13 protein-coding genes are annotated in these 20,511 nt (G+C 42.6%); 6 read left to right on the top strand and 7 right to left on the bottom strand.

What is annotated here, in order from left to right; translation table 11 throughout:
* Nucleotides 1–97 precede the first annotated feature (97 nt).
* Entirely contained in the window at nt 98–1,324 is a 1,227-nt protein-coding gene (locus ACOYVE_RS13600) for a galactokinase (protein WP_014855994.1), read from the bottom strand.
* 159 nt (nt 1,325–1,483) lie between these two features.
* Between ACOYVE_RS13600 and ACOYVE_RS13595 the strand changes: the two genes are divergently transcribed.
* Entirely contained in the window at nt 1,484–2,311 is an 828-nt protein-coding gene (locus tag ACOYVE_RS13595; RefSeq protein ID WP_014855993.1) for an SDR family oxidoreductase, read from the top strand.
* Here ACOYVE_RS13595 and ACOYVE_RS13590 read toward each other — a convergent pair.
* The 3 genes from ACOYVE_RS13590 to ACOYVE_RS13580 all read right to left on the bottom strand — a co-directional run bounded on the left by ACOYVE_RS13590 (nt 2,308) and on the right by ACOYVE_RS13580 (nt 5,291).
* Entirely contained in the window at nt 2,308–2,760 is a 453-nt protein-coding gene (locus ACOYVE_RS13590; RefSeq protein ID WP_014855992.1) for a hypothetical protein, read from the bottom strand. The genes ACOYVE_RS13595 and ACOYVE_RS13590 overlap by 4 nt on opposite strands.
* Before the next feature lie 58 nt (nt 2,761–2,818).
* Complete coding sequence (locus ACOYVE_RS13585) at nt 2,819–2,962, bottom strand: hypothetical protein (RefSeq protein ID WP_157867324.1); 144 nt, start codon at nt 2,960–2,962, stop codon at nt 2,819–2,821.
* Nucleotides 2,963–3,089: 127 nt separating this feature from the next.
* On the bottom strand, nt 3,090–5,291 hold the full coding sequence (locus ACOYVE_RS13580) for an inorganic phosphate transporter (protein WP_422882412.1): 2,202 nt from the start codon (nt 5,289–5,291) through the stop codon (nt 3,090–3,092).
* 174 nt (nt 5,292–5,465) lie between these two features.
* Here ACOYVE_RS13580 and ACOYVE_RS13575 point away from each other — a divergent pair, with 174 nt between their 5' ends.
* Nucleotides 5,466–6,869: an APC family permease gene (locus tag ACOYVE_RS13575; protein WP_422882410.1), complete on the top strand. Its 1,404-nt coding sequence runs from the start codon at nt 5,466–5,468 to the stop codon at nt 6,867–6,869.
* Here ACOYVE_RS13575 and ACOYVE_RS13570 read toward each other — a convergent pair.
* Nucleotides 6,864–7,445: an inorganic diphosphatase gene (locus tag ACOYVE_RS13570; protein ID WP_422882408.1), complete on the bottom strand. Its 582-nt coding sequence runs from the start codon at nt 7,443–7,445 to the stop codon at nt 6,864–6,866. The genes ACOYVE_RS13575 and ACOYVE_RS13570 overlap by 6 nt on opposite strands.
* 128 nt (nt 7,446–7,573) lie before the next feature.
* Between ACOYVE_RS13570 and ACOYVE_RS13565 the strand changes: the two genes are divergently transcribed.
* The 3 genes from ACOYVE_RS13565 to ACOYVE_RS13555 are packed head-to-tail and all read left to right on the top strand — an operon-like array spanning nt 7,574 to nt 13,008.
* Nucleotides 7,574–8,464, top strand: coding sequence for a carbohydrate kinase family protein (locus ACOYVE_RS13565; RefSeq protein WP_422882407.1), 891 nt, complete (start codon nt 7,574–7,576; stop codon nt 8,462–8,464).
* Nucleotides 8,465–8,468: 4 nt separating this feature from the next.
* Nucleotides 8,469–10,622 (top strand): HAD-IIB family hydrolase, encoded by a 2,154-nt coding sequence (locus tag ACOYVE_RS13560; RefSeq protein WP_422882405.1) that lies wholly within the window; start codon nt 8,469–8,471, stop codon nt 10,620–10,622.
* Nucleotides 10,623–10,626: 4 nt separating this feature from the next.
* Complete coding sequence (locus ACOYVE_RS13555; protein ID WP_422882403.1) at nt 10,627–13,008, top strand: sucrose synthase; 2,382 nt, start codon at nt 10,627–10,629, stop codon at nt 13,006–13,008.
* A 5-nt stretch (nt 13,009–13,013) separates the two neighbouring features.
* Here the strand turns inward: ACOYVE_RS13555 and ACOYVE_RS13550 are convergent, their stop codons facing one another.
* On the bottom strand, nt 13,014–13,415 hold the full coding sequence (locus tag ACOYVE_RS13550) for a PEGA domain-containing protein (RefSeq protein WP_157867322.1): 402 nt from the start codon (nt 13,413–13,415) through the stop codon (nt 13,014–13,016).
* A 112-nt stretch (nt 13,416–13,527) separates the two neighbouring features.
* Here ACOYVE_RS13550 and ACOYVE_RS13545 point away from each other — a divergent pair, with 112 nt between their 5' ends.
* Entirely contained in the window at nt 13,528–15,117 is a 1,590-nt protein-coding gene (locus ACOYVE_RS13545; protein ID WP_014855984.1) for a M28 family metallopeptidase, read from the top strand.
* An 82-nt stretch (nt 15,118–15,199) separates the two neighbouring features.
* On the opposite strand, the gene ACOYVE_RS13540 is transcribed toward ACOYVE_RS13545, so the two are convergent.
* Nucleotides 15,200–20,356 carry an SdrD B-like domain-containing protein gene (locus ACOYVE_RS13540; protein ID WP_014855983.1) on the bottom strand — a complete coding sequence of 1,719 codons (5,157 nt, stop codon included), beginning with the start codon at nt 20,354–20,356 and terminating at the stop codon, nt 15,200–15,202.
* Nucleotides 20,357–20,511 lie beyond the last annotated feature (155 nt).

Below are 20,511 nucleotides of genomic sequence, written 5' to 3'. Positions count from 1 at the left end.
TACTCTCCATAAAATTCACGGGAAAATGTATAATTAAGGTTTATTAAAATCAAGTTGAATTTGTCGCCGAAATTTTGTTACCGGCGAGCGTCACACTTCAGATTTTTTCCAGATCTTTCGAAGTGTATTCCCTCATGCCTTCGGCCGGTTGAAACCGATAAGCAATCAACTCTTTTTTGAATTTTTCATAATATAGTTTTGTAATATGGTCGATATAATCGGCGGCGCATTCCTTTCTAACAAGTTGGAATGTACTTCTGTATTGAGAACAGCTAATCATTTTGGAGCCGTAAACGCAATCGATATTTTCGGAATTGCGCACTATAAAATCGCATGTGTCGTCGCTCAGCTCGTAATCAGCCGACAAACTCCAGTGCGATTGCGATACGATTTTGCCGAATGCTCTGTAATCTTTCTTTTTCAGAGCGTCAATCGCTTCCTCGACTCTTATTCTTTCCCTGACGTTGTAGAGAATTCTGTTGAATATTCTGCGCGGGAGCATATGAATATGTCTCAGTAAGAATTCCAAATTTACGTCCCGTAAATTTTTAATGCCCCAGATATAAAGTCTCAATCCTTTAACGCCGATTTCGCATTCTTCAATTCTTTCGTTGCAAATCGAGAGAGAATCGATAATTTTATTCCGCGTATCGAGTATAACCACGTCGTACTCGGAATTGTAGTTGTATTGTTTCTCCTGCAGCGTTCTCAAATCGATAAAATAGAATTTATTCTTTTTAGAATTACGGATGGTATAGTGTTGAGCTACATTGGAAATTTTGCCCAGCAATTCGAGTTCGTTTTTATGGACGTAATTCAATAATCCGTCGGTATTAAGGCGAAACGCCTTCCTGAACGCGCAGAGGAACGCTATTTGTATAGAAGAAAATTTGCCCAGACCGATACAATCGGGCGCGTCGTTTACAAAAAGCGCCTCGAAACCTCTGTTGATCAGATTGTCTGCCTTCAGAAGCCGCGTAATGCCAATCACGTATTTGAAATAGACGTCGGTCTCCGAGGGCATATCAAAAAAATTAAATTCTCTCGACGTCTCGTTAATCGCATTGTAAATTTTGATCTCGTAATCTTTTCTTTTTCGTAAAATTACCGTCGTATAAGAATTCAAAGTCGCCGACAATAATATACCGTCGTTATAATGAGTATGGTCGCCGAGGATCATCAATCCCGTAGGAGCGGTTATTCCGATTGCATTCCGGGAATCGCCGAATATTTCTTCAAACTTTTGTTTCGCTTTTTTCAACGATTCCAGAGTCTTCGGTTCGATATCTTTTTTTATCAGCACGTCCTCGGTCGTATTTCTCATAACTTCACCATCTTAGAGAAAAGAATATTATTGTCTTATTAAAAATACAAAATTATCTCTTTATTTCGCTTACCGAATTTAATAAAAATTTTTTCTCCATGAAGATATATTGTCCTGATAACTTATTATATTTGCATTTAAAATAAACAGCGGCAAAATATGAGCGGAAAGACAATACTTATTACGGGTTCAACCGACGGAATCGGAAAACAAACCGCCGACGAGTTGGCAAAAAGAGGTCATCATATAATTATTCACGGTCGCAACCGGAACCGTATCGACGCGACTGTCGGAGAACTTACGAGGAAATATTCAAAAGTTAATATCGACGGTATTGGAGCGGATTTCTCTTCCCTCCGTAACGTTGTAAAACTGAGCGACGAAATCAAACAAAACTATCCGCATATAAACGTATTGATCAATAATGCAGGGGTTTATTCTCAGAAAAAAACATTGACAGAGGACGGCTACGAATTAACTTTTGCGGTGAATCATCTGGCTCATATGTTATTGACCTGGCTGCTATTGGACGCCATCGCGGAACCGGGCAGAATAATCAACGTCAGTTCAATCGCTCATCAAAACGGAAAGCTCGATTGGAACAATCTCAATGCGGAAATCCTTTACGATCCGTACGGCGCTTACGCCCTGTCGAAGCTGGCGAATATCATTTTTACAATCGAACTTGCCAATCGCTTAAAGAACAAGAAACAAATTACGGTAAACGCGCTGCACCCCGGCGTAATCGACACCAAACTGTTGCGCGCTGGTTTCAGTATTAAAGGAGATACTCTCGAAAAAGGAGCTGAAACTTCGGTTTATCTTGCAGATTCTGAAGAAGTAGCAAATATATCCGGCGCTTATTTTATCGATAAAAAACAAGCGCGTCCCTCGTCGGTCTGCTACGACGAAAGCTTGAGAAAAAAATTATGGGACGTCAGCTGCGAGATGATTGAAAAGGCTACGGGCATTAAAATAGTCGTTTAATTCCAGGCTGTTTTCTCGGCTTTGAATTTGATTTCGTACTTTTTCGTATATGTATTATTAAACATGCTCAGTTCCATCCGGATACCTTTGCCCGTAATTTTATAATCCGCAGCGCTCAAAGTGTCGACCTCCAGGCTTTTCGTAGCGCACATGTCGAGGAATTCGCCGAGAGCCTTATCTGCCTGGGCTTTGTTGTTGTACATAAAATCGACCTGGATTTGAAATACTCCATCCTTATCGGAAATAAACGCCATCCGCGCTTTATTGTTCTGGTAGAAAATGCACTCCATTGCCGGATTGCTTTTGTCGTGGAATTTTGGTTTGCCGAATTTTTTAATGACTTCGCCGCTGCTCTTACCGATAAATTCGCAGAGCGAGAGATCCTGAGAATAGAAATTTGCCCCGAGCGGAAGAAGGAAAATCAACAGAAACCCGATTGACTTCCTCATATCCACCCCTTTCTTATTTATATATCGAAATTAATTTTCGATTTTCAGAAAGAGGTATTTACGCCACTAATATATCGTATAATAAATAACCGATAATATAAACTACGCTTACGCTCAGAATTCCCATCAGGAAATAGAATGCTACGTCGTTTAGTTTCTGATTATTTGCTTCCATTTGCCCTTTATCAATTTTATTTGCCATTACTAATTACGATTTTTTTCTTAAAAATTCAAACCTAACAATAATTTCTCCGAAGTTATTCAGGACATATTATCGTTTTATATTTATATCTATATTATTACTTTTTATTCAACGCCGTTAGTTCGATTTATTTTTTCTCGCCGTTTTTCAGAAATTCGTTAATTGCTTTCAGATTGTCGAGAATGTCTTCCGTCTTAAAAATAATATTAAGGAACAGAAGGTTTGTTCTTGCTTTCAATTTTCCCTGCTTGATGTATTTAATCTGATTTTTGTCGAGTTTGCGTATCAAATCCTTCGCTTTTTCATATCTGTCGTTAAAATTCTTCTTCTTTTCCAGGTCGAATGCTTTGACAACCGATTCGAGCGCGTCCTTTAACTCTTTCAAATCGTCTATTTGTTCTTTAATAAGACCCGAGTGATTGTTATCGATATGCTCGAAAGCTTCCTTGGCGATATCCCGCAAATTCTGGGCTGCGTCGCCAATTGCAGTTACTGTTTTTCCGAACTCGACATTATCTTCCAGCCCGTCGACAAACTGAGCGCTGTATAACAGTTTATTAATCAAAACCGCGCTTTCTTCTTCCAGCTCCTTGGTCTGCTTTTTCGATTTTTTCAATTTATTCCTTTTTTCAGCCGAGAGACCTGAGCAGATGTTGGAGTATATTTTATCGACATTTTTCAGATAGTTGCCGAGATCTTCTTTGAAGGAATTCGACAGGAAAGCCTTCTCTTCTTCGAGCAGCGATTCTTCAACTTTTTTGACTTTCTTTTCTCTCTTGCGATGGAGCAGATTTGTGCGCACAATCGAAACGGCTACAAGCGCAAAGATTATAATTACCGCCGCAACTCCGCCGTAATAAATCAATGTCGCAAGAGTGGCGCTTATTGCAACCGCAATAAATGCCGTAAAAATCCAGCCTGCAATAACGGTTAAAACGCCGTTAACGCGATAGACGGCGCTGTCGCGTCCCCAAGCTTTATCGGCAAAGGAAGTAGCCATTGCAACCATAAAAGTTACATAAGTGGTCGAAAGGGGAAGTTTATAAGAAGTGGCCACGGAAATAAGACTGCTAGCGACCATCAGATTTACGGTAGCGCGGATATAATCGAATGCGGGTCGCTCCTTCTTCTTCAACTTCATGTATTCGGCTTTGTTGACGTCGAACCGTTTATCCAGTGTTTTAAGGTATTTCTTCGGTATTATTTTTTTAATTGTATAACTCGCATTCAAACCGATCCTCACAATGTTTCTGGCGAGAGCCGACGATTCGAATTTTTCGTATCCTTCGAACTGTCTGCCCAGGTTAATCTCCGTTTTCGTAACAGAGCGGGCTTTTTTATTGAGCCACAACGTTCCAATCATAATAAAACCGGAAAGAATAAGAATGACCGTATTTGCTTTGACCGGCTCTTTCAAAGCTTCCATCGTCATACTCAAAGGGTTTTCGCTCATCGAAGCTATCTGATACGAATTCAAACCCGCCAGCGGCACGCCGATAAAATTAACAAGATCGTTTGCCGCAAACGCCAACGCCAGCGAAAATGTTCCGATTAACACAATCGGTTTGAGAATGTTAATCTTCGTAAACCAGAGAAGCAATTGAAAAACGACCGTCCAGAATATTACGCTTGTCAGCAATACGGTTTTGGTGTGGGATAAAATCCAATCGACGTCTTCTTTTGAGAGAAACGCTGTGCCTTTGGCTCCTTTGATAAAGATAAAATAAGTAATTGCGGTCAAAGCCAGAGCGCCCCAGATGGCGCCGTATTTTCTGAATCTTTCTTTATAGTCGAAAGTGAAAATCAAACGCGATATAAATTGTATTACGGAGCCGGCGATAAACGAAATTAGCACCGATAAAAATATTGCCGAAAAGATACCCGACACGCGCGCTGTATTTATATAATTTCCGATTTCATTTATGCTCTGTCCCGCCTCCGAAATTTTTATAAACGAGACGGCAAGACTTCCGCCCAAGAGACCCGATATGAGAGATACGGTTGTGGAAGTCGGTATTCCGAAAGTATTGTACATATCGAGCAAAATGACGTCGGTAAACATAACGGCTACGAAGATAGTCATAACGTCGCTGAAGTAGAACATTTCGGGGTGAAAGATAGCCTTACGGGCTACTTCCATCATGCCGCTGGAAAACAAAGTTCCCACTACGACGCCGAAACCCGCCACGATCAATATAATATGCCTGGGAGCGACTTTGGAACCGATGGCCGAATTAAGAAAATTAACGGCGTCGTTTGCTACGCCGACGATTAAATCGGATATTGCCAGCACAAAAAGTATTATTATAAATATCAGGTATGTTTCCACAGTAAATCTCCGTTTTGGTCTGTTTTCTCAAATATTTCGAGGATAATATCGGATTTTGAAAATTTTGGAGAGTAATCTAATAAATTATATCGATTAATCGAAAAGTTTTTCCTTTTGGATTTGAACTCTTATTTTATTTTTTTGAGTAATCAAAATTGGGAAAAATAGCATAGAATGAAACAGACCCGAACCGAGCTGATACGCGGACTTTCTCTAACTGCCGCCGTTATGATTGTAGCAGGCTCGATGATCGGTTCGGGAATTTTCCGAAAACCCTCCACAATGGCTCAGCAATTAGGCTCGCCCGAACTCCTGATTCTGGTCTGGATAGCTGCCGGATTGATAACTCTGATCGGAGCTTTTATCAATGCCGAGATGGCGGGAATGTTCGACGACACCGGCGGTCAGTATATTTATTTTAAAAAGATGTACGGCGATTTTACGTCGTATCTCTACGGCTGGTCGATTCTTTCCGTAATTCAAACCGGCAGCCAGGCTGCAATTGCTTACGTGTTTGCCGAGTATGTCGGATATTTCGTAAACTATTTCGAACTGCCGGCGGCATGGCAGCAATTTTATTTTACGATTCCGCTTGCCGGAAAAATTTATCCTTTTTTCGACTTCGGCACAAAATCGGTCGCCATTGCGGCAATTATATTTTTAACCGGAATCAACTACATCGGAGTTATAACCGGCGGCTCGTTGCAAACGGTCGTTACCTACATTAAAATCGGCATAATCGTCATATTCTCGCTCCTTTTAATTTTACTCGGAAACGGAAGCATATCGAATGTTTATTCGGGATTTCAGTTGCCGGAATCCACATCGCGCAATTTATTCAGCTTGATCGGTTTGTCTTTTGCCGGCGCTTTCTGGGCATACGACGCATGGAACAACATTACATTTGTTTCCGGCGAAGTAAAAAATGCAAACCGTAATGTGCCGCTCGGTTTGTTGTTCGGAGTGTTGATTGTAATAGGAGTTTACGTATTGATCAACATAGCATACCTCTATGTGATGCCGATATCGGAGATGGCAAATTCGCCTCTTGTAGCCGCGTCCGCAGCGGAAAAAGTGTTCGGTAATTTCGGAGGCAATTTGATTTCTCTTATCGTAATCATATCCACTTTCGGCGCTCTGAACGGCAGCATCCTCGCAACAGCGCGCGTGCCGTTTGCAATGTCGAAATCGAAACTTTTTTTCGACTCGCTCGGTAAAGTTCATCCCAGATTCGGCACGCCTCACGTATCTCTGATTGTTCAGGGAATCTGGTCGTGCGTTCTTGTTTTATCCGGAACTTTCGATACGATTACCGACTATGTTATGTTTGCCTCCTGGCTTTTCTATCTGCTGGGCGCCTACGGCGTCTTCGTAATGAGGAAAAAATTTCCCTACGTCAAAAGACCTTATAAAGTGTGGGGATATCCGTATACGCCGATAATCTTTCTACTTTTTGCCTCGTATTATCTTATTGCAACGCTGACTTCCGACACCGAGAATGCAATGCTCGGACTAATTCTAGTGTTCAGCGGGCTCCCCTTTTACTTCTATTCGAAATACAGAAGCAAAAAATTATAATTCGAATTCTTTCTTGTATTTTTTAATCGACTGTCTGATAATCTTATAGGCTTCCGATTTTCCGTAAAATCTTTCGACTACTACGTGTTTGTGTTCCAGCTTTTTGTAATCTTCGAAAAACCTCCTCAATTGAATAGTAGTATGGGGAGGCAGGTGTTTAATGTCGGTAATATGATTGAATGAAATATCGTTATTGGCAACGGCAATAATCTTATCGTCGATTTCATCCTCGTCGACCATTCGCATCATGCCGATAACTTTCGATTCGATTATACACATCGGGTCGACGTCGATCGAAGAGAGCACCAAAATATCGAGCGGGTCGCCGTCGTCGCTCAGTGTCTGAGGCAAAAAACCGTAATTTGCAGGATAGTAGACCGCCGAGAAAAGGACTCGGTCGAGTTTAAGAAGACCGCTATTTTTGTCGAGTTCGTATTTTGCCTTGGAACCCTGCGGAATTTCAATTATTGCGTTTACAACTGCAGGGGCGTTTTGTCCGTATTCCACATGATGCCACGGATTGAAATATTTAGGAATCTTTGCAACTGTTTCCGCAACTGTTTTTTTCTTGCTCATCTATTTCCCTTTTTTTTGATCAATAACTTACAAAATATCCTAATTAATGGTCAAACCTCTTTCCCTCAATTTGTATATAAACGATAATTTTTTATTTTATATTAACTTTTTTCAAAACAGGGCGCACAATGAACAGACCGGCGATTACGGCATTCGGCGAAATCTTATACGATATCTATCCCGACAGGAAACGGCTCGGCGGCGCGCCTTTCAATTTTATATTTCATGTGTGGAAACTTTCGGGCAAAGGAAATTTGATTTCGAGCCTCGGCAATGACGAAAACGGTAGAGAAATATTAAGTTATCTTAATTCCATCGGGTTCAATACCGATTATATTTATATCGACAAAGAGCATCCTACGGGAACGGTTAACGTTAAACTCGACGAAAACGGAATCCCCCGATTTACAATTTCACCTGAATGCAGTTACGATTTTTTGAAGCTTACGGAGAAATCAAAAAAAATGCTCGAAGAAGAAACGGAATTATTGTATTTCGGAACATTGGCTCAACGCAGCACCGCATCGCGAAACACTCTCGAAGAAATTTTCAAAATCGACTCGCTGAAATTCTTTTGCGATTTGAATCTGCGCCACGACTTCTTTTCCAAACCTCTCGTAGAAAAATCGCTGACGGTATCGAACGCAATCAAATTAAACGAAGAGGAACTATTGAAAGTAAAAAGTATGTTCGGATATAAAGGAAGCGAAAAAGAAGTTATCGAATTATTGAGTCGTGAATTCGACATCGATTTGATTTGCGTAACAAAAGGCGCCGAAGGGGCTCTGATATTCGACGGGGAAAATTTCGACTTTTATAAAAGCCCGCCGCGAAAAGTTGTCGATACCGTCGGAGCCGGCGACGCATTTTCGGCTATTCTTTGTATCGGTTATCTAAAAGGTGTCGATATCGGAAAAATCAACCGGATTGCAAACGAATTTGCGGCTGATATTTGCGGAATCGAAGGCGCCATTCCGACAGACGATAATCTCTACGACAAATACAAAAACAAATTATAGAAAAATGGCTAAAAAAAAGCTTTACGTACAACTATACAATATTCACGGATTAATAAGAGGGCACGACCTCGAATTGGGCCGCGACGCCGACACCGGCGGTCAAACCAAATATGTACTCGAATTGGCAAAATCGATCAGTCGACGCGATGAAATCGAAAGAGTCGAAATTGTTACACGCTTTATTAACGACAAAGAATTATCTCAGGACTACGCAGAAACAGAAGAAATTATAAACGATAAACTCAGTATAATCCGTATACGGTGCGGCGGGCAGAAATACCTTCGGAAAGAACAATTGTGGGAGCACCTCGAAGAATTCGTCGACAAGTCGATTAAATATATAAAATCAAGAGGCGTTTTACCCGATATAATACACAGCCATTATGCCGACGCGGGTTACGCATGCGCAGAATTGACCAAATTTTTCGGAATTCCGTTTATTCACACCGGTCACTCCCTCGGCATAAACAAATTGAACAATCTTCTGCAGGAAGGTATGACTTACGAAGAAATTAACAGAAGATATAAAATTCAAAGAAGAATAGAAGCCGAAGAACAGATTATTCTCTATGCCGATAAAATTATTACGAGCACCAATCAGGAAATCGAAGAACAATATAAACTCTACCATAATTTCAACAGAGAGAAGTTTGTTGTAATTCCGCCCAGCGTCGATTTGTCAAAATTTCATCCTTACAACGAAAAGCGCGAGTGGGACGAAGAATCCCAAAAAATCCGGGACGGTATAAGAAACGAGTTATGGAAATTTTTTACGAATATGAACAAACCGATTATACTTTCTCTTTGCCGACCGGAAAAAAGGAAAAACATAACAGGGTTAATCGAAGCTTACGGTCGTTCCGAAGAACTTCAGCATAAAGCCAATCTTGCCGTCTTTGCGGGCATCAGAAAGGACATTACTCAAATGCCCGACATCGAACGGGAAGTATTGACCGATATGCTCCTCCTGATGGATAAATACAATCTTTACGGCAAAATGGCGATTCCCAAAAAGCACGACTTTGAGCATGAGGTGCCGGAACTATACAGAATAGCAGCCGAAAGCAGAGGCGTCTTTGTCAATTCTGCATTCAACGAGCCTTTCGGACTTACGCTAATCGAAGCCGCCGCAAGCGGTTTGCCCGTAGTAGCCACAGACGACGGCGGACCTCGCGATATAATCCATAATCTTCAAAACGGCTTGCTGGTTGACGTCCATAATCCGGACAACATTTCAAACGCCCTTCTGACAATCCTTAACGACGAATCGAAATGGGAAACATTCTCCAACAACGGAATAAACCGAGTCAAACATTTTTACTCCTGGGACGCTCATACCGAAAAGTATTTGAACGTTATCAATGAACTGGTTCACAACGGCAATAATTTCAACAAAGTTATGTCGGAAACCGGAAAACGTCTCTTTAATTTCGACAAATTAATTATTCTCGATATCGACGATACATTATTGGGAGACGAAAAATCGACGCGCGAATTGAACGACCTGCTCAAATCCGTTCATTCTTATATCGGTTTCGGCGTCGCTACCGGTCGAAGCGTCGATTCGGCAGTCTCGATTCTGAAAGAAAACGATATTGTTATGCCCGACTTTATTATTTCGTCGGTCGGCTCCGAAATTCACTACAAAAGCGACGAAGGTTATACGTTCGGAACCGGTTGGGCGGCTCATATCGATTACCAGTGGAAAAGAGATAAAATAGTAGAAACGTTGAAAGATTTCGATTATCTGACATATCAGGAAGAAGAAAATCAAAGGAAATATAAAATCAGTTATTATATCGACACGACTAAATTTAATCCTGATGAAATCATGGAAGCGTTGACGAGCAATAAACTGAAAGCCAATATAATTGTAAGCCACGAACAATTTCTCGATATCCTTCCCGTCAGGGCGAGCAAAGGAAGAGCGGTAAGATACATCGGATACAGATGGAATATTCCCTACGACTCGATTCTTGTAGCGGGAGATTCTGGCAACGACGAGGATATGCTGCGAGGCGAACTACTCGGCGTGGTTGTGGCAAATTATTCGAAAGAACTCGAAAAACTCATAGGCAGAAGGCGCATTTACTTTGCAAGCAAACCGTATGCCGCCGGCGTAATTGAAGGAATACAATATTATAATTTTATAAGGTAATATAATGATCAAAGACATTTATAAAACGGCGGAAACTTTTCATAACGATTTTTACGACTTTCTAAAAGCCGTTTCCACGCAACCGAAGAAATTAATGATTACGGGCGAACTGATAAATCTCTACGTCGCCTCGGGATATGACAAGAATTCAGGGCTATATGAATTTATCGAAAAGATTCAGGAAACGATATCGCTCGACCATTCGGTTATTCTGGACGTAAGAATTAAAATAGCTTCTATCAAATTTTATCGCATCAGTCTTGAGGAATTCCTTATAGAAGAAATATCGTCAAAGGAATTTCTTATTTACAAAGAAACCGTAGCGAAACCCGACACTCTCAACACGACTTTAAATCTGAACTTCAAACCTTTCTACGACAAATCGCCGGCAGTACGAGACATAAAATACATCGGGTCGGGGGTCGAATATTTAAATCGTTTCCTTTCCAGCCAAATGTTTACGAACGAAGAAAGATGGAAAAAAAATCTTTTCGATTTTATACGTCTGCATAATTTTAACGGCGAACAGCTTATACTGAACGATCGGATAAAAGACACAAAACATCTCAACAACCAAATTAACGCCGCTCTCGCCAAACTCGGCAACCATCCGGCAAATACCCCTTACGAAAACATTAAGCATATTCTTCAGGAATTGGGTTTTGAAAAAGGTCTGGGCAAAGACGCAGGCACAATCACACATAATCTCAATTTACTCGACCAGCTGCTAAACTCGCCCGACCACAATGCGCTGGCGGAATTTATTTCTTCGATTCCGATGATTTTAAATATAGCGATAATTTCCCCGCACGGATTTTTCGGTCAGGAGGGAGTGCTGGGCTTGCCGGATACGGGCGGGCAGGTCGTTTATATACTCGACCAGGTAAAAGCGCTCGAAAAACAATTGATTGATTCTTTGAAAAAGTCGGGGCTTAATCTTTTGCCCAAGATTATAGTTCTTACGCGATTAATTCCAAATGCAAGAGGAACAACCTGCAACCAAAGATTGGAAAAAATTTACGGCGCTAAAAACTCGTGGATACTGCGAGTCCCCTTCAGGGAATACAACAAACGGGTGACCGACGAATGGATTTCTAGATTTGAAATATGGCCTTATCTCGAAGACTTCGCGGAAGATTCTTATACAGCCCTTCTGGCCGAATTCAAAAAAAGACCCGACTTGATAATCGGTAATTACTCGGACGGAAATCTTGTTGCCTATTTGTTGGCAAAGAAATTCAAAGTTACTCAATGCGGAATTGCTCATGCGCTCGAAAAGAGTAAATATCTCTACAGCGCTCTCTATTGGTACGACCTCGAAAAATATTACCATTTCTCCATGCAGTTTACCGCCGATTTATTGGCAATAAACTCGGCCGATTTTTTAATCACTTCGTCGTTCCAGGAAATAGCCGGCACGGAAAAATCGATCGGGCAATACGAATCGTATATGCATTTTACAATGCCGGGACTATACCGCGTCGAGAACGGAGTTAATCCTTTTCATGTTAAATTCAACATAGTGTCTCCGGGCGTCAACGAAAAAATTTATTTCCCTTATACCAAAACGAAATGGCGACTCAAAGAAACCAAGAGACGCATCGAAAATTTATTCTTTTCAAATTCAGAAGACCCGGATGTAATCGGGTGGCTCGACAATCCGGAGAAAACCCCTATTTTCACTATGTCCCGTCTCGACAGAATTAAAAATATCAGTTTCCTCGTGCGTTGCTTCGGCGAAAGCGAGGAACTTCAACAAACTTCGAATTTGATTGTCGTTGCAGGCAAAATAGACGAAACCATGACGGATGATTATGAAGAAAAAGAGCAAATCCGATTAATGCACGAGTTGATTACAAAATATAAACTTCACAATAAAATAAGATGGATTGGCAAGCTTCTTCCGAAAGACGAATCGGGAGAAGCCTACAGAATTATTGCAGAACGAAGAGGTATTTTTGTTCAACCGGCATTATTCGAAGGTTTCGGATTAACAGTTCTGGAAGCGATGACTTCGGGTTTGCCCGTATTTGCCACCAAATACGGAGGCCCCCTCGAAATAATTCAGAACGGAGTTAATGGTTTTCACATCGATCCTGTCAACCAGGAAGAAACTACCGAAAAAATCGTTCGATTCCTCAGCGACTCTTATATCGATTCATCTGTTTGGGACAAACTTTCAAAAGCGGCGATTAAAAGGGTAACCGAAAAATACAGCTGGAAGCTCTACTCAAAACGACTTTTGTCGCTTGCCAAGCTATACGGATTCTGGAAGTACGCAACAAATCTGGAACACGAGGATATAAACGCGTATCTCGATTTGATTTACCATACAATCTACAAATCGAGGGCGAAAATTTTACTCGAAGAGCATATGAAAAGATAAACGGATTATCTGCGTCTTCTGTTGCTATCGTCTTCTTTTGTTTTTTGCAATTCGACCGATATATTCTCGGGGAAAAGGTTATACATCGAGCCTGTAAACATGTCGATGGTCATGCCGGGAATAAAACCGTTGAGCGCATTGCCCCAAAACCAGAAGGAAATCTTTCTCGTAAGCTGTGTTTCGTACGGTTCGTATCCGTCGAGTTCGATTTTTAAAACGTGATTTCTCCCTCTGTCGATATTTACAATTTGGGGAGTTAATCCGAATTTTTTACCGTCTATTGTTATGCTTGCATTTTCCGGCGTCGATTTAATTTCAATTTCCTGAGTTGTGGAATTGATAAACGTAGCGCACGAATTTAATCCTGCAGCCAATACGAACGCCGCCAAATAGACCAAATGCTTCATAATTCCCCTTTTTGTTTTATTATCGATATTATCCGTCATAAAATTTAGTCGTTGAATACTACTTGTTCAAATCGTATATTGAGCCGATTCCCAAACAAAATATAAAAATAAAATGAAAAAATTAATAACTGCGGCGTTGTTTATAGCCGCGCTTGCCGCATTAAAGTCTCAAACCTTGGACGAGGCTTTAAAGCAGATCGACGAAACCTCGCTTATTGAAAGAGTTAAAATAATTTCTTCCGACGAATTCCTGGGAAGAGCTCCCGGTCACGAAGGCGAAGAAAAGACCATAGATTACCTTAAAAAGGAATTTGTAAAGCTCGGTTTGAAATCCCCTTCGGGAAATTACGAACAGCCGTTCGAACTGACGGAACTTACGCCGGAAGTCACTCCCGTTATTGATTTTATTAAAGACGGCAAAAAAGTAAGTCTTAAACACGCCGACGATTTTGTAGCCGTAACGCGTCAGGCGCGCGAGGAAATCGAGGTTCCGCCTACCGAAGTCATATTTGCCGGTTACGGTATCAATGCGCCCGAATACGGATGGAACGATTTCGAAGGCGTCGACGTAAAGAATAAAATTATCATAGTAATGGTCAACGACCCGGGCTTTGCCGCAAATGATACGTCTTTATTTACCGGCAGAGCGATGACTTATTACGGAAGATGGACATATAAATACGAAGAAGCAGCCAGACAAGGCGCCGCCGGTATTTTTATAATTCACGAAACCGAAGCTGCAAGCTATCCGTGGGAAGTTGTTCGCAACGGCAGAGTCGGACCGCAGTTTTTTATCGAAGACGGCGACAAGAATTCTTCCAGAGCAAAATTCGAAGGCTGGATAACATACGACAAAGCAAAAGAAATTTTTGAGCTGGCAGGTTTAGACCTGCAAAATGAACTTGAGAATGCCGCAAAGCCCGGATTCCGTTCCAAAAGCCTCGGTTTAAAAACTTCGCTGAAAATAAAGAATAAAATCAGCCGTATTAAAACGCGTAATTTAATCGGCATTCTGCCGGGCAGCCAAAAGCCAGACGAATACCTTCTTTATATGGCTCATTGGGACCATCTCGGATACGATCCGGACTTAAAAGGGGACAATATTTATAACGGCGCTAGAGACAACGCGCTCGGTGTGGCTTCGATACTCGAAATTGCCGAAGCGTTTTCGAAAGTCGATCATAAACGTTCAATAGCTTTTGTTGCACTGGCAGCGGAAGAACAGGGTTTGCTGGGTTCGGAATATTATGTAAAAAATCCCGTCCTCCCGCTCGAAAAGACAATTGCGGCGTTCAATATCGACGGCGGCAATATATTCGGTAAGACCAAAGACGTCGCAGTTTTGGGACTGGGTAATTCCGAGCTGGACGCTTACATTAAAAAAACTGGGGGAAAATACGGAAAAATGATTGTGCCCGACCCCTCGCCCGAAGCGGGCGGTTTTTACCGTTCCGACCATTATAATTTTGTCAAAGCCGGAATTCCTTCTCTCTATTTGAGACATGGCATTCTAGCCGAAGACGGGCAAACAAACATATCCGAACTTTCCCGCAGATGGACAAAAGAACATTATCATAAAGTAAGCGACGAGTACAACGACGATTGGAACCTTTCGGGCGCTATCGAAGATATCAAAATATTATTCGAAATCGGTTACACGCTTTCGAACGACGGGAACTATCCAAAAATTTTACGCAGGTAGAATTACTTCGGTCATTACTTTTTAAAATAAAAAACCCGGCAGTGAAAATTCACTTACCGGGTTTTTTTGAACTCTCTTTGAATTACTTGACAAGCACCATTTTCTTCGTAATGTTTACATTTTTACCCGTCAGTCTGTAGATATACATTCCCGAAGCTAACGAGCTTGCGTTGAATGTAATCTTCTGATAACCGGCGCTCATAAAGTCGTCGAACAGCGTGGCTACTTCCTGACCGAGAATGTTATAGACTTTGAGCGTATAATTTCCGCTTTCGGGAACTCCGAATCTGATAGTAGTAACGGGATTAAACGGATTAGGATAATTCTGGTTGAGCTCGAAATCCGTAGGTATGTCGTTCGATTCGACTGAAGTAACGCTGTTTTCTCTTCTGCTCAAAAGAATCTTACCTTCTTTGGTGCCTACGAAAACATCGTCTGAATTCCGAGTCACGATAAGAGAACTTACTCCCAAGCCGCCGAGACCCTGCGAAGTCCATGTGGCGCCGTTATCTTCCGAGCTGTATACGCCGCTTGTCCACGAAGCTACATATACTTTGCCGCTCAAATCGGAAACAACCGAATAGACAAACAATGCTGGCAGATTGTTAACTTTTTCCCAGGTAGCTCCGTCGTCCGCAGATTTATATAAACCGCTTCCGTAAGTTCCCGCAAAGAGAGCGTTCGAGTTCGACGAGAGCGACCATACGAAATCGTAACCGACGTTGAGTTTTATCCAGGCATTATTTTCGTACTTAAATACTCCGCCGCCGTAGCTTGCTGCATAAAGTTTGTTGTTATGAACAGTTACCGATTGAATAACCAAATTATATCCGAGACCCGTATTCATTTCATTCCAGGTCAAACCGTTGTCGTTCGATACATAAACGCCGTATCCCCATGTGCCTGCAATCAACTGTCCGTTGTTTGCGGCCAGATCGTGAACGTCGATACCGTTGAGTCCTGCTTCGTTCCAGGAAGCGCCGTCGTATTTGAATATGCCCTGTTCCGTAGCTGCGAATAAGACGCCGTCGTTCAAAATGAGCGCCCAGATATATCCAGCCTGCAAATTGGCTTTAATGTTCGTCCAGTTGCTTCCGCCGTCGTCGGAGCGGTATACGTTCCCGCCCCATGTTCCGGCATATATTGCGCCGGAATTATCATAAGCCATCGCATATACAATCTCGCCGTTCGAAAATCCGTTTACATACTGCCAGTTCTGATTATTATTCTCGCTGCCTTGCGACGAATTATTGTCTTCCGCATTCGATACTCTTATTACCGCGCTTGCGGAATTATTATCTGCGTTTGGATCGGTGGAAATTGTCGACGTAATCGTAGCTATGTTTGTTATTTCTTTTTCGAACGGGATGTTTCCTATAAACGGAGCGTAATTCATCTGACCGGCGCCGGAGAACGATTTACAAATCATTTGACCGTTGATTACTCCGGTAACAAATTCTACATGGGCAAAAGGAGCGAGAATCGAACCGCGCACATCGATTCCCTGTATTGTCAATTCCGTAGCTTCGTAGAAATTATAAAGTACGTTGGTCATACTTGTGCCGTTGACCGTAAGACCGCCCGTCCATGAAACATTAGCTCCGTCGATATTAACAAGGACTACCGAACCGTTGGGAGCGTTAATTGTAACGTTGTTTGCGGACGATAAATCGGCTCCGTTTACTTTGAATACATTCAGATAAGGGTCGTTGCCCGTTAATGTTAAGCCGCCGTATTGAAAATCGACGGTTCCCGTTACCGTATAACCGGAAAGCGTTGTCGACAGGTTTTCGAGGTACGTCTTAGCGGCGGCAAAGTTAATCGGATTATCCTGACGAAGAACGCCGCTGACGCTCACCGAATTCTGAGGCAGGTTTGTCGTATTACCGTATGCTACGCCGCCGTATACGGCTCCGCTGATGAAATTCAGGTCTCTACCCACAATCAGCACGTCGCCGATGCCTGCCGGCAATTGGTCGCCGATGCTGTAATTTGCAAAGTAAGCGTCGCGTCCTACGGCAACTTTACCCTGAGTATCCGAAGAAGGCTGTTCGACGTCGTATATAACGAACAGATTATAATCTTTAGCCGCTCCGAGGTCGAATATCGAATTATTAATCTGCTCGCAGCTTGCCGTTACATTTATTGTAAGCGTTGCAATGCTTGCAGAGTCGAGGTCGCCTACGTTCCAAAGCCCTGTAGTAGTATCGTATGCACCTTGAGAAGCGGAACTGTAATTGTATATCAAGCCCTGCGGAAGTATGTCGGTTACCTGTATTCCGGTGGCTCTGTTCGGACCGTCGTTTGTTACTTTTATTGTATAATTAATTGTTTCGTTGCATTCCGGCTCCGGATTGTCGACTGTTTTTTCAATTCTAACGTCGGCGGGTTTTTCCTGAGGCGGAGGGCATACCCAGGGATACCAGTACAAATCTCTGCCCGCGCCGTTTTTGATCGGATTGCCGTCGCAATCGAGAACGTTTACGCCGTAATGAATTTCGACCACCTGATCCTCAGGACGAACTCCGGGCCACTGCGCCGTAATCGAGAATGTAGTGTCCTGAGTAATTAAAATAGTTTCGTAATGAGTCGAATTGTCGACGCTGCCGTCATTCGGCTCGACAATCCGCCACGATAACTGTAAATAAGCTTTGGAAGGATTCGGCGTAAGCGAAACCGAACCGTTTATTGTAATCGGCATCGGGTCGAGTTCGCATATTGCGGAGTCGGGACCCAATTGAACGCTCCAGTCGGTTACGCACGAGAGTTCGCAGTCGATTTCCACCGTAGCGTCGTCTTCGTCTTCGGCCGAAGCCGAGCCGTCAACAGGATGTCCTACTGCTTTGACCACATTGACGAGCATTCCGCAATCGTCTTCCGTAACAGTATATGTCTTTGTGAATGTTTTGACTTCGCCAGGATGAACAGGCGAGATGTTTTTGATTTTATGATCGCCGTTCGGATTGATTAATTCGTCATAAAAATCGACTCCGCCGCTGAGAGTAACGTCGCCGCAATTTTCAACTGTAAACGTATAAGTAATAACGTCGCCCGGCTTTGCAGTCTGTTTGTCCGCCGTTTTCGTTACGCTGACGCATGTTTTATAGAATCCGAAATCGACGGATAAATCGTCGTTGCAATCGAGAGTTACGTTAACCGGTTGATTCATTCCGCCGTCGCTGTCCAATTCGTCGCTGCCGCCTTCGTTTAATTTTGTCGAATACCATTTAACCTGCGCGTCGCTTACCAGGACTCCGCCGCCGGTAAAATTGGAAGCGGCAAGTCTTACGGTATACGAACCGTTGAGTAAATTTTCGAAGAGGTAATAGCCGTTTGAATCCGTAGTATCGACCGCAACGAGCTGACCGTTTTGCATCAATTCGACAACAACGCCTTCGATTCCCTCTTCGTTTTGATTTTGAATGCCGTCGACATTTTTATCGTGCCATACGTAATTGCCGATTTTATTCATACATACCGTTTCCGCATAAATTCCGGCGTCCCACGACAAATCGTTTTCGCCCGATGTCAAAGTAGTGCAAACTGTTTTGCCGGTGTTGATATTTGCGTCCGAATCGATCTCGTCGTCGTTTCCGCCGTCCTGATTTGTAAAAACGTAGCCCTGTGGAAGGACGAATTTCACGTAATAATCGCCGGGTGTAAGATTGTCGAAGAGATATTCGCCCTGGGCGTTTGTGGTTGTAGCGGCAATCAGATTGTTGTCGCAGGAATAAAGTTCAACCGTTACATTTGGCACGCCGTTTTCGCCGTTATCCTGCAAACCGTTTTTGTTTGCATCTTCCCATACTTTGTTGCCCAACGAGGCAGGCAATTGACATGTTAAAAATCCGTTATCGACTGTGCCGTTGTCGAAATTTTCGTTTATAGCCGTTGCGGCTTCGTTAATTTCCGAATAAGTAAATCCGTTCAAATCGCCGCCGCCCAATGCCGATTCTGCAAATGCCAGAAACTGGTTAACCGAGTAGCCTGCAAAAGGTCCGCTTGTAATCACCAAATCGCCGAGAGGAGTGGAATTCGTTCCCAGATAGCCTGCAGCGCTGTAATATACATTTAATTTCAAAGCGGTTAATTGTCCTGCAAGAACATTAATTTTTGATGTAGGATTGGTATAGTTTTGATTCAACGCTTCTGCGGTTCCGCCGTCGGGCAAATAATTTCTAACAGCCGATGACGACGTAAGCGTAATTTTATAATTTCCGCCGATTGTCATTCCGTTCGGGAACACCGAACTGAAATGGGCGTCTCTCAAAGTGCCCGGAGCGCTGTTTGAAGGACTGCCCCATCCGCCTTGCGTATAAGTTACATAACCGTTCAAATCGCATCCGCTTGCCTGATACCATTCAACGGTAGCGTATTCTTCTTTTGTATCGACGGTCGGAGTAGCAAGTACGAGTTTTTGTTTTCCGCCCGGATTTGCCGAGTGGACATAGCGAGTGCCCTGAGGAATATCGACTTCGGCTCTAACGCTTAAATTTGCGACGCCGACTCCGTTATAAGTAAGAGTAAAAGGACCGGCATGGCCGTTATTGTCGGTTGTGCCCGTTGTAGCGTTCAAAGTTCCGAGTGATGCGCTGATTTGAATGTCCACATTAGCCGCCGGATTACCGTTCAAATCGTAAGCATAAACAGCGAATTGCGCGGGCGTATTAACCGCAAGCGATTGAGATGCGGGTAAAATAACCAGCGTCTGCAAAGGCGCCGTGTTGTTATGATTTGCCTGGGCGTCGGCAATAATCGCAAGGGCGCGCGTTTTTACCGTATTATTGTTCGATATTGTGCTTGCATTCACGCCGTCGCTGAAATGCCAGATGGCAAACTGAACGGCGGCTGCTTCCTTGCTGTTGTCGGACAATTTTCCGGGGTAATTTGTTTTGTAAGGATAATAATTGTTGAGAATATAAGTAATTTCGGAAGGAGTGTAATTTTCGTCCCAATAATCCTGATTATAAACCAGACTGTGTTGTAAATCGACGCAATAAAATTTCTCGTTTTGAGAATTAAGAGTACCCTTAAAAGTTCCCGCAAAATGCTTTGCCTGCTGGTTCGTGTAAGGGTTTGTATATGATATCGACTTTCCCTCGGCTGTGCCGGTAATCTTAGCTATACTTGTATAATTGGTCGTCTTTTTGATTCCTTTTGATTGAGCCTCGCTAAGCGAATTATCAATCAAAGTTATACTCAGCAATAAGATCAGACTTAATATTAAAGAGTTTTTCACTCCTACCTCCATAAGTTAACTATTTCAATTGTCGGGTAAGAGTCAACTATAATGCCATAAAAAACCTTCGATTACGAGCTGAAATCGAAGGCTTTAAATGATATTCGAAGGTAAGAGTGTATCAAAATGAAACGGCGGGAAAAAATTGATTCATT

The sequence above is a fragment of the Melioribacter sp. genome, from assembly GCF_049325435.1.
Classification (GTDB): domain Bacteria; phylum Bacteroidota; class Ignavibacteria; order Ignavibacteriales; family Melioribacteraceae; genus Melioribacter; species Melioribacter roseus.
The sequence above is the reverse complement of the archived record's forward strand: the minus strand, read 5'-3'. Positions and strand labels throughout refer to the sequence as shown.